This is a genomic window from Pseudomonas sp. Lz4W (assembly GCF_000346225.2).
Taxonomy (GTDB): domain Bacteria; phylum Pseudomonadota; class Gammaproteobacteria; order Pseudomonadales; family Pseudomonadaceae; genus Aquipseudomonas; species Aquipseudomonas paraversuta.
In genome coordinates this window covers 5,007,784-5,018,820 of the sequence record NZ_CP017432.1, presented here as the reverse complement: position 1 = coordinate 5,018,820, position 11,037 = coordinate 5,007,784, and the positions used below count along the sequence as shown (strand labels likewise).

Below are 11,037 nucleotides of genomic sequence, written 5' to 3'. Positions count from 1 at the left end.
ATGAAACGTACTTTCCAACCAAGCACTATCAAACGCGCCCGCACTCACGGTTTCCGTGCTCGCATGGCAACCAAAAACGGCCGTGCAGTCCTGTCGCGTCGCCGCGCCAAAGGCCGTGCACGTCTGGCAGTTTGATAATCAGACAATGGTGGTGAGTCAGGACTTCAGTCGGGAAAAGCGGTTACTCACTCCCCGACATTTCAAGGCAGTCTTTGACTCCCCCACCGGCAAGGTTCCGGGGAAAAATCTCCTGCTCCTTGCGCGCAGCAACGATCTCGATCACCCCCGTTTGGGGTTAGTGATCGGTAAAAAGAGCGTAAAGCTCTCCGTTGAGCGCAATCGCCTTAAGCGTTTGATGCGTGAATCGTTTCGTCTCCACCAGGATTTACTGGTTGGTTGGGATATCGTTATCGTCGCGCGCAAAGGTTTGGGTGACGTAGAGAACCCCGAATTGATTCAGCATTTCGGCAAACTCTGGAAGCGTCTGGCCCGTAACGCGCCAGTTCCAGCGGTTAAAACCGAAACTGTAGGGGTAGGCAGTCCTGATGCGTAAACTGGTGCTCGTTCCGATCCAGTTTTATCGTTATGCCATTAGTCCTTTGATGGCCAGCCACTGCCGTTTCTACCCCAGTTGTTCCTGCTACGCGTTGGAAGCCATCGAAAATCATGGCGTTCTTCGCGGCGGCTGGCTGACCTTTCGTCGTTTAGGTCGCTGTCACCCGTGGAATCCCGGTGGTTACGACCCGGTTCCACCTATCCCTACCTCCCGTTCTTCTTCGATGGCCGAGTAATCATGGATATTAAACGCACGATCCTGATCGTCGCTCTAGCAGTCGTGTCCTACGTTATGGTCCTGAAATGGAACCAGGACTACGGCCAAGCTGCACTGCCGACTCAGAATGTTGCCGCCAGCAGCACCACCGCGCCGGCTTTGCCCGACACGGCTTCAGGTAACAACGCTTCCAACAGTGCCGATGTACCCAGCGCCAATGGCGATACCAGCACACCGACTGAAACTCCGGTTGCTGCAAGCAAAGACCTCATCCACCTGAAAACGGATGTTCTGGACATTGCGATTGATCCACAGGGTGGCGACATTGCCCAGTTGCGTCTGCCGCTTTATCCGCGCCGTCAGGACCACCCGGATGTTCCTTTCCAGTTGTTCGATAACGGCAACGAACGCACCTATCTGGCTCAAAGCGGCCTGACAGGTGTTGATGGACCGGATGCCCGCCCTGCAGGTCGCCCGGTTTTCAGCACAGATAAAAAGACTTATGAACTGGCTCCAGGCCAGGATCAGTTAGTCGTTGACCTGAAATTCAGCGAAAACGGGATCAACTACATCAAGCGTTTCACGCTCAAGCGTGGCCTGTACGATGTTCAAGTCAGCTATTTGATTGATAACGAGAGCGGCAAGCCGTGGAACGGCAACCTGTTCGCGCAATTGAAACGCGACAACAGCTCCGATCCTTCTTCCAGCACCGCCACCGGCACTGCGACTTACCTGGGCGCCGCCCTGTGGACAAGTTCTGAGCCGTACAAAAAAGTGTCGATGAAAGATATCGACAAGGGCCAGCTGAAAGAAACCGTTCAAGGTGGCTGGGTTGCATGGCTGCAACACTACTTTGTAACCGCGTGGATTCCTCAGAAGGGTGATTCCAACGTAGTTCAGACCCGTAAAGACAGCCAGGGCAACTACATCATCGGTTTTACCGGTCCAACCTTGACCGTTGAGCCGGGCAAAACAGGCGAAACCAGCGCTACCTTGTACGCCGGTCCGAAAAGCCAGGGTGTGCTCAAAGAGTTATCCCCAGGCCTGGAACTGACTGTCGACTACGGCATCCTGTGGTTCATTGCCCAGCCTATTTTCTGGCTGCTGCAACATATCCACAGCCTGGTAGGTAACTGGGGCTGGTCGATCATTTTCCTGACCATGCTGATCAAAGGGATCTTCTTCCCTCTGTCGGCCGCCAGCTACAAGTCGATGGCCCGCATGCGCGCTGTGGCACCAAAACTGGCCGCTCTGAAAGAGCAGTTCGGTGATGATCGCCAGAAAATGTCGCAAGCGATGATGGAGCTGTACAAGAAAGAGAAGATCAATCCGCTGGGCGGCTGCTTGCCGATTCTGGTGCAGATGCCGGTCTTCCTGTCCTTGTACTGGGTACTTCTGGAAAGTGTTGAAATGCGCCAGGCGCCGTTCATGCTCTGGATTACCGACCTGTCGATCAAGGACCCGTTCTTCATTCTGCCGATCATCATGGGCGCAACCATGTTCATCCAGCAGCGTCTGAACCCGACTCCTCCGGATCCGATGCAGGCCAAGGTGATGAAGCTGATGCCAATCATCTTCACCTTCTTCTTCCTGTGGTTCCCGGCTGGTCTGGTGCTGTACTGGGTTGTGAACAACTGCCTGTCCATCGCCCAACAGTGGTACATCACACGTAAGGTCGAAGCTGCTACCAAAAAAGCAGCCGAGTAACTTACTCTGGTGAGCACCACTCAAAACGCCCCCTAGTGGGGCGTTTTGCTTTCCATCACTTTTGTTTTGAGGCCTGTTTTATGAGTGTTGCTGCTGAAACCATTGCCGCTGTGGCAACTGCCCAAGGCCGAGGTGGTGTGGGTATCGTGCGTATCTCCGGCCCGCTCGCAAGCATCGCAGCCAAAGCATTCAGCGAGCGCGAATTGAAGCCGCGCTACGCCCACTACGGTCCGTTTTATGGGGAAAACCGCGAAGTACTCGATGAAGGCATCGCGCTGTACTTCCCGGGCCCCAACTCTTTTACCGGCGAAGACGTGCTGGAACTGCAAGGTCACGGCGGCCCCATTGTTCTCGATATGTTGCTGCAACGCTGTATTCAACTGGGTTGCCGCCTGGCACGCCCGGGCGAGTTCAGTGAACGCGCATTTTTGAATGACAAGCTCGATCTGGCCCAGGCCGAAGCCATTGCCGACCTTATCGAGGCCAGCTCTGCACAGGCGGCACGCAATGCCTTGCGCTCCTTGCAGGGAGCGTTTTCGCAGCGTGTGCATAACTTGACCGAACAATTGATCGGTTTGCGCATCTACGTCGAAGCTGCGATTGATTTTCCGGAAGAGGAAATCGACTTTCTGGCCGATGGCCACGTGCTGGGGATGCTCGACAAGGTTCGCCAAGAGTTATCCACCGTGATGCGCGAGGCAGGCCAGGGCGCATTGTTGCGGGACGGCATGACAGTAGTGATTGCCGGCCGGCCCAATGCAGGAAAGTCCAGCTTGCTCAACGCACTGGCCGGACGCGAAGCCGCAATTGTTACTGAAATTGCCGGCACCACCCGTGACGTATTGCGTGAACATATCCACATCGATGGCATGCCGTTGCACGTGGTAGACACTGCAGGTCTGCGCGACACCGATGATCAAGTCGAAAAAATCGGTGTACAACGAGCGCTGAAGGCCATTGGTGAAGCTGACCGGGTGTTGCTGGTGGTGGATGCGACTGCACCAGAGGCTGATGACCCCTTTGCCCTGTGGCCCGAGTTTTTGCAGCAGCGTCCGGACCCGGCCAAAGTAACCTTGATCCGCAACAAGGCTGACCTGACCGGAGAGGATATTCGTCTGCAGGTCTGTGACGATGGCCACGTGACCATCAGCTTGAGTGCCCGCTCCACAGATGCCGGAGATGGCCTCGAGTTGCTGCGCGATCATCTCAAGGCCTGCATGGGCTACGAGCAGACCTCTGAGAGCAGCTTCAGTGCACGCCGTCGTCACCTGGAGGCGTTGCGCCATGCAAGTGATGCCCTGGAGCACGGCAGGGCACAGCTGACCCTGGCAGGTGCCGGTGAGTTGCTGGCGGAGGATTTACGTCAGGCCCAGCATTCCCTCGGCGAGATTACCGGAGCATTCAGCTCGGATGATCTGCTGGGACGGATCTTCTCCAGCTTCTGTATCGGTAAATAGCCAAGATCCCTGTAGGAGCGAGCGGTTAAAAGATAACGAGCAAGCTCGCTCCTACAGTTTTCGGTATAGTTTCCATTCCCCACATCCACAGAGGTGTTAGTCCAATGCGTCATTGATGCCGCCGCGATTCTTGCGGCCAGTTCTTATTCCCCTCACAGCAGGGGCAGTTCTGGGCATCTTTGGAGTGCATATGACTCACGTTCCCTATGTGACGCTGGAAAGCGTTTCTTATCAGCTACCCGACGGTAGCCCGCTGTTTTCTGACCTTGATTTGCACCTCGACCAACGCCCCACAGGCCTGATCGGGCGCAATGGCGTGGGCAAAAGTATCCTGGCGCGTCTAATCGCAGGGGATCTCTTGCCCAGCTCAGGTCGCTGTCTGCGCAACGGATCGGTGTATTACCTGGCACAGCAAGTCAGCCTTGAATCAGAGCGGACCCTGGCCGATCTGGCAGGCGTGCAGCCCATCCTCTGTGCCCTTGAGCGTATCGGGCAAGGCAGCACTGCCCAAGCGGACTTTGACTGCGTAGGAGAGCAGTGGAACATTCGTCAGCAATTGCTCGACCAGCTGCAGCAAAACGGACTCGCCCACCTGAATCCTTCGACACCTGCTTCGGCGCTCAGTGGTGGCGAAGCCATGCGCGTAGCTTTGATGGGCGCTTTTTTGTCTGAAGCCGACTTTTTGATACTGGATGAACCCTCCAATCATCTCGATCGTCAGCACCGACAGGCTTTGTATCAACAACTGCAACGTTGGCCCGGCGGTCTGCTGGTGATCAGCCATGACCGCGAATTGTTGGAGTGCATGGAACGCATCGTGGAACTCTCATCCCTGGGACTCACCAGCTATGGCGGCAATTTCTCGTTTTATGCACAGGCCAAAGACCAGCAGCAACAGTCGGCCCTGCAACGACTGGAATCAGCCAAGGTTGAACGCAAACGCGAGGAGCATGCCCTGCGTGAGCAAAGGGAGCGCCTTGAGCGCAGGCAAGCCCGAGGCAAGCAACAGGCCAGTGGCAGTAACCAGGCGAAGATCCTGCTGGATCGGCAAAAGGAACGCAGTCAGACCAGTAGCGGCAAACTGCGGCTGCAACAAAACGCTGCACATCAGGCCTTGTCTGCCAAGGTCCACCTGGCTGCAAGCCAGGTAGAAGACCAACAGAGCATTTTTGTGTATCCACCTGTACGCAGCCAAAACGTACCTTTGCAAATCGCAGAGCTGATAGATGCCCGTTTGCCCCGGGGGGCTGAGCCTCTGCAGCTGGTCAACCTGACCCTGAGTCGGGGCCAGCGAGTCGCCCTTGTGGGGCCAAACGGTTGCGGCAAGTCGACCTTGCTCAAGGTTTTGGCCGGGCAGCTTCCTATCATATCGGGCCAGGCTCACACCTTTGTGACAGCGGCTTATCTCGACCAGCATCTGACATTGCTGGAGCCCGGGCTGTCAGTGCTTGAGCAATTGCGCGCTCTGAACCAGGAGCTCAATGACAGTGAATTGCGTACCCGGCTGGCGCAAATAGGCCTTGACGCTAACCAGGTAAACCAGACTTGTGCACAGCTCAGTGGGGGTGAGCGGGTGAAAGCGGCAATGGCATGTGTGCTTTATGCACAACAGCCAGCACAGCTTTTATTGCTGGATGAACCGGCCAATCATCTCGATTTGCCCTCTATCCGGGCCCTGGAATCGATGCTCCAGCAGTACCGGGGGACTTTGATCGTGACTTCCCACGATGAAGCGTTTGTGGACGCTATCGGAATTACCCACAGGCTTGAGGCCTCCACCTCAGGCTGGCTGAATATCTCCGTCTGAAGGGGTTAATTTCAGGCATTTTTCGCTTTACCCAGCTACCGATCGTCAGGCCGCTTGATGAAACAGCCATTCGAGCGGCCTTCGGCTGCCTGTTTATTGGCTGGATTGCACAATAAACAAGAAATAAGCCCTGTGCATAACCGCCCCTTAGCTCGGTGGGTAAGTAGGCCTGAAAACTGAAGATAACCACCCCTGTGGATAAGCGAGGTCTTTATCCACAAGCTTAAAGTACTTATCCAAACCCCTCATTGGCACCTAACCACAGATTTTTGAATCTCTGTACAGTACGAGTTTAAAGGCCTTCAGCAATCTATCCACAGATAGGTCGCTCAGTAGTAATAAACATAAAAACAAAGCTTTATAAATTTCTTCTCTATTTATTTATCTATCTGGCCTTATCCACAGCTGGTTAAATTTTGTGCAAAGGGTTCTTTAAGAAGGGCGAAGTCCCTATACTTTGCGGTCTATCCAAAAACCCCTAGAAACAGGCACGAGGTGCGTGGTGAATTTCCCTTCCCGTTTTGCAGTGATCGTCATCGGCGGCGGTCACGCCGGAACCGAGGCTGCACTTGCTTCAGCACGTATGGGCGTAAAAACCCTACTGTTGACCCACAACGTGGAAACCCTCGGGCAAATGAGCTGCAATCCTGCGATTGGCGGGATTGGTAAAAGCCATCTGGTTAAAGAAATCGATGCCCTCGGTGGCGCGATGGCGATTGCCACCGATAAAGGCGGTATCCAGTTCCGTGTGCTCAATGGCCGCAAAGGCCCGGCAGTGCGTGCAACCCGTGCACAGGCCGACCGCATTCTGTACAAGGCGGCAGTACGGGAAATTCTGGAAAACCAGCCCAACCTGTGGATATTTCAACAAGCGGCTGATGACCTGATCGTTGAACAGGATCAGGTCCGTGGCGTAGTAACCCAGATGGGTCTGCGTTTCATGGCCGATGCCGTGGTTTTGACCACAGGCACTTTCCTCGGTGGACTTATCCACATCGGAATGCAGAACTATTCAGGCGGCCGGGCCGGTGATCCACCTTCGATCGCCCTGGCACAGCGCCTGCGTGAACTGCCATTACGGGTCGGTCGCCTGAAAACCGGTACACCACCGCGTATTGATGGTCGTTCAGTGGATTTTTCGGTCATGACCGAACAGCCTGGCGATACCCCGATTCCAGTGATGTCGTTCATGGGCAACAAGCAACAGCATCCGGCGCAAGTCAGTTGCTGGATCACCCATACCAACGCCCGCACCCACGAAATCATTGCTGCCAACCTTGATCGTTCACCGATGTATTCGGGTGTTATCGAGGGCATTGGTCCGCGCTATTGCCCGTCCATCGAAGACAAGATTCATCGCTTTGCCGACAAGGAAAGCCATCAGGTCTTTATCGAACCTGAAGGTTTGACGACCCACGAGCTGTACCCGAACGGGATTTCCACTTCCTTGCCGTTCGATGTGCAGATCCAGATTGTGCAGTCGATCCGCGGTATGGAAAACGCCCACATCGTGCGTCCAGGTTATGCCATCGAATACGACTATTTCGATCCCCGTGACCTGAAATACAGCCTCGAAACCAAGGTGATCGGCGGTTTGTTCTTTGCCGGACAAATCAACGGCACCACCGGTTACGAAGAAGCCGGAGCACAAGGTTTGCTCGCCGGCGCCAACGCGGCATTGCTTGCACAGGGCAAAGACAGCTGGTGCCCTCGTCGCGACGAGGCCTACATCGGGGTCTTGGTGGACGATCTGATCACCTTGGGAACTCAAGAACCGTACCGGATGTTCACCTCCCGGGCCGAGTACCGCCTGATCCTGCGTGAAGACAACGCCGATATGCGTCTGACCGAGAAAGGTCGCGAGCTTGGCCTGGTCGACGACGCCCGCTGGGCTGCGTTTTGCACCAAGCGCGAAAGCATCGCGCAGGAAGAACAGCGCTTGAAGAGCACCTGGGTTCGCCCGGGCACCGAACAGGGTGAAGCGATTGCAGCCCGGTTCGGTACGCCTTTGACCCACGAATACAATTTGCTGAATCTGCTGACCCGTCCCGAAATTGATTACGTCGGTCTGATCGAAGTGACAGGGCAGGGTGCAACCGATCCGCTGGTGGCCGAGCAGGTTGAAATCAAGACCAAATATGCCGGTTACATCGATCGTCAACAGGATGAGATTGCTCGTCTGCGGGCCAGTGAAAATACCAAACTGCCTGTGGATATCGATTACACGACCATCTCCGGACTGTCGAAAGAGATCCAGAGCAAGCTGGGTGCTACGCGTCCCGAGACGCTGGGCCAGGCTTCGCGCATTCCCGGTGTGACACCGGCTGCGATCTCCCTGTTGATGATTCACCTGAAAAAACGCGGCGCTGGCCGCAAGTTGGAGCAAAACGCTTGAGTTCGCTGGTTACCGCACAACATGCTGAAGAGTTATCCACAGGTGCACGCCAGCTGGGCGTCGATCTGACCGAGGCCCAGCACCAGCAGTTGCTGGGTTATCTCGCCCTGTTGATCAAATGGAACAAGGCCTACAACCTTACGGCTGTGCGTAACCCCGACGAAATGGTGTCGCGCCATTTGCTCGACAGTCTGAGCGTGATGCCTTTCATCGAAAACGGCCGCTGGCTGGATGTCGGTAGTGGCGGCGGCATGCCGGGGATTCCCTTGGCCATCCTGTTTCCCGGGTCGCAAGTGACCTGCCTGGACAGTAACGGCAAGAAAACCCGCTTCCTGACCCAGGTCAAACTCGAGCTCAAGCTGGATAACCTGCAAGTTATCCACAGTCGCGTCGAGGAGTATCAGCCTGCGCAACCGTTCACTGGAATTGTGTCCAGAGCTTTCAGCAGTATGGAAAACTTCAGCAACTGGACGCGTCACCTTGGTGACAGCGAAACGCGCTGGTTGGCAATGAAGGGCGTTCATCCGGCCGATGAGCTGGTAGCATTGCCGTCTGATTTTCGTCTCGATGGCGAACACGCCTTGACCGTTCCGGGTTGCCAAGGCCAACGCCATCTGCTGATACTGCGCCGCACGGCATGATTGGGAACGCAAGCAAGAATGGCTAAGGTATTCGCAATAGCGAACCAAAAGGGTGGTGTGGGTAAAACCACCACCTGTATCAACCTCGCAGCATCGTTGGTCGCGACCAAGCGCCGCGTACTGCTGATCGACCTCGATCCACAGGGCAACGCCACCATGGGTAGCGGTGTGGATAAGCATGGTCTCGAGAATTCAGTTTATGACCTGTTGATCGGTGAGTGTGATCTGGCCGAGGCCATGCACTACTCCGAACACGGTGGTTACCAGTTACTGCCAGCTAACCGCGATCTGACCGCGGCTGAAGTCGTATTGCTCGAAATGCAGATGAAGGAAAGCCGTCTGCGTACTGCACTGGCCCCGGTCCGTGAGAGCTACGACTACATCCTGATCGATTGCCCGCCGTCACTGTCGATGCTGACCCTGAACGCTCTGGTCGCTGCCGACGGGGTGATTATCCCCATGCAGTGCGAGTACTTCGCGCTCGAAGGCTTGAGCGACCTCGTGGATAACATCAAGCGTATCGCTGAGCTGCTGAACCCGAACCTGAAAATCGAAGGCTTGCTGCGGACTATGTACGATCCGCGTCTGAGCCTGATGAACGATGTCTCGGCCCAGCTCAAGGAACACTTTGGCGAGCAGCTCTACGACACCGTGATTCCGCGCAATATCCGTCTGGCTGAAGCGCCAAGCTATGGCATGCCTGCCCTGGCCTATGACAAAAATTCCCGTGGCGCGATTGCTTACCTTGCCCTGGCGGGCGAGCTGGTTCGTCGTCAACGTCGTACCTCCCGCACTGCTCAGCCAACTTAAGGAAATCCCATGGCCGTCAAGAAACGAGGTCTCGGACGCGGACTGGATGCTCTTCTGAGTGGTCCTACGGTCAGCTCGCTGGAAGAACAAGCGGTCAAGGTTGATCAAAGCGAACTGCAGCATTTGCCCCTGGACTTGATCCAGCGCGGTAAATACCAGCCTCGTCGCGACATGGACCCCCAGGCACTTGAAGAGCTTGCGAGTTCGATCAAGTCTCAGGGCGTGATGCAGCCGATCGTGGTGCGTCCGATCGCTGGCGGGCGTTTTGAGATCATTGCCGGTGAGCGCCGCTGGCGTGCAAGTCAGCAAGCGGGCAAGGACACCATCCCGGCGATGGTCAAAGACGTACCGGATGAAACTGCCATTGCAATGGCGCTGATCGAAAACATCCAGCGTGAAGACCTCAATCCGATTGAAGAAGCCGTGGCCTTGCAGCGTTTGCAGCAAGAGTTCCAGCTGACTCAGCAACAGGTGGCCGATGCTGTGGGTAAGTCCCGGGTGTCTGTGGCTAACTTGTTACGGTTGATTTCATTGCCGGAAGTGATCAAAACCATGCTGTCCCATGGTGACCTGGAAATGGGTCATGCCCGGGCACTCCTGGGTTTGCCTGAAAATCAGCAGGTTGAAGGGGCGCGACACGTTGTCGCACGTGGTTTGACCGTGCGTCAGACCGAAGCCCTGGTTCGCCAGTGGTTGAGTGGCAAGCAAGAGCCTGCCGAACCGGTCAAAACCGATCCGGATATCACCCGGCTCGAGCAGCGTCTGGCCGAGCGCCTAGGCTCTGCGGTGCAGATTCGCCACGGTAAGAAGGGAAAGGGTCAGTTAGTTATTGGTTACAACTCTTTGGATGAGCTTCAAGGAGTGCTTGCTCACATCCGCTGAAACATTTCCTCATGTAGCGCGCAGTCGGAAATCACTACCTGACAGTTGAATAGGGGCTTAAGCGCCCCTATACTCTGCGCGCATTTTGTCGGCACAAATTATGCCAAGTTTTTTTCTTTTGGCAGCCGACCTTTGAGGAGCAGTTGTGATGGAAACCCGCACGCCAAACCGCTTGCCGTTCCATCGCTTGGCGGTATTTCCAGTTTTACTGGCTCAATTTGTCGTTTTATTGCTGGCTGCTCTGGGGCTCTGGCAATGGCATGGAGTCGTAGCCGGATATTCAGGACTCTGCGGAGGCCTGATAGCTTTGCTACCCAATGTGTATTTTGCTCACAGGGCTTTCCGGTTTTCCGGCGCCCGAGCAGCGCAAGCCATCGTCCGGTCGTTTTACGCTGGCGAGGCAGGCAAATTAATTTTGACGGCAGTGCTGTTCGCGCTGACGTTTGCAGGTGTGAAGCCATTGGCGCCGCTAGCTGTATTCGGCGTCTTCGTGCTGACCCAACTGGTCAGTTGGTTCGCTCCCCTGCTAATGAGAACAACACTTTCGAGACCTTAGGGCGTTTGAG

Annotated in this window: 11 protein-coding genes; all 11 read left to right on the top strand. The window is 55.5% G+C overall.

Features of this window, described 5'->3' with window-relative positions; translation table 11 throughout:
• Positions 1 to 135: a 50S ribosomal protein L34 gene (gene rpmH / locus B195_RS22830; protein ID WP_003213577.1), complete on the top strand. Its 135-nt coding sequence runs from the start codon at positions 1 to 3 to the stop codon at positions 133 to 135.
• Positions 136 to 151: 16 nt separating this feature from the next.
• Positions 152 to 553, top strand: coding sequence for a ribonuclease P protein component (rnpA, locus tag B195_RS22825; protein WP_029612709.1), 402 nt, complete (start codon positions 152 to 154; stop codon positions 551 to 553).
• Complete coding sequence (yidD, locus tag B195_RS22820) at positions 546 to 791, top strand: membrane protein insertion efficiency factor YidD (protein WP_003437980.1); 246 nt, start codon at positions 546 to 548, stop codon at positions 789 to 791. The genes rnpA and yidD overlap by 8 nt, the downstream gene beginning before the upstream one ends.
• A gap of 2 nt (positions 792 to 793) precedes the next feature.
• Positions 794 to 2,479, top strand: a complete 1,686-nt coding sequence (gene yidC / locus B195_RS22815; RefSeq protein WP_003437981.1) for a membrane protein insertase YidC — start codon at positions 794 to 796, stop codon at positions 2,477 to 2,479.
• 80 nt (positions 2,480 to 2,559) lie between these two features.
• A complete protein-coding gene (mnmE, locus tag B195_RS22810; protein WP_003437982.1) occupies positions 2,560 to 3,936 on the top strand; it encodes a tRNA uridine-5-carboxymethylaminomethyl(34) synthesis GTPase MnmE in 1,377 nt (458 codons plus the stop codon).
• Positions 3,937 to 4,126: 190 nt separating this feature from the next.
• Positions 4,127 to 5,743: an ABC-F family ATP-binding cassette domain-containing protein gene (locus B195_RS22805; RefSeq protein WP_003437984.1), complete on the top strand. Its 1,617-nt coding sequence runs from the start codon at positions 4,127 to 4,129 to the stop codon at positions 5,741 to 5,743.
• 502 nt (positions 5,744 to 6,245) lie between these two features.
• Positions 6,246 to 8,138, top strand: coding sequence for a tRNA uridine-5-carboxymethylaminomethyl(34) synthesis enzyme MnmG (mnmG, locus tag B195_RS22800; protein WP_003437986.1), 1,893 nt, complete (start codon positions 6,246 to 6,248; stop codon positions 8,136 to 8,138).
• The gene (rsmG, locus tag B195_RS22795) at positions 8,135 to 8,779 is read left to right on the top strand and encodes a 16S rRNA (guanine(527)-N(7))-methyltransferase RsmG (RefSeq protein WP_003437989.1); all 645 of its coding nucleotides are present in this window, start codon (positions 8,135 to 8,137) and stop codon (positions 8,777 to 8,779) included. The genes mnmG and rsmG overlap by 4 nt, the downstream gene beginning before the upstream one ends.
• Positions 8,780 to 8,797: 18 nt before the next feature.
• Complete coding sequence (locus B195_RS22790; RefSeq protein WP_003437990.1) at positions 8,798 to 9,589, top strand: ParA family protein; 792 nt, start codon at positions 8,798 to 8,800, stop codon at positions 9,587 to 9,589.
• A 9-nt stretch (positions 9,590 to 9,598) separates the two neighbouring features.
• Positions 9,599 to 10,471 carry a ParB/RepB/Spo0J family partition protein gene (locus tag B195_RS22785; RefSeq protein ID WP_003437992.1) on the top strand — a complete coding sequence of 291 codons (873 nt, stop codon included), beginning with the start codon at positions 9,599 to 9,601 and terminating at the stop codon, positions 10,469 to 10,471.
• 148 nt (positions 10,472 to 10,619) lie between these two features.
• Positions 10,620 to 11,027, top strand: coding sequence for a F0F1 ATP synthase subunit I (locus tag B195_RS22780; protein ID WP_003437994.1), 408 nt, complete (start codon positions 10,620 to 10,622; stop codon positions 11,025 to 11,027).
• Positions 11,028 to 11,037 lie beyond the last annotated feature (10 nt).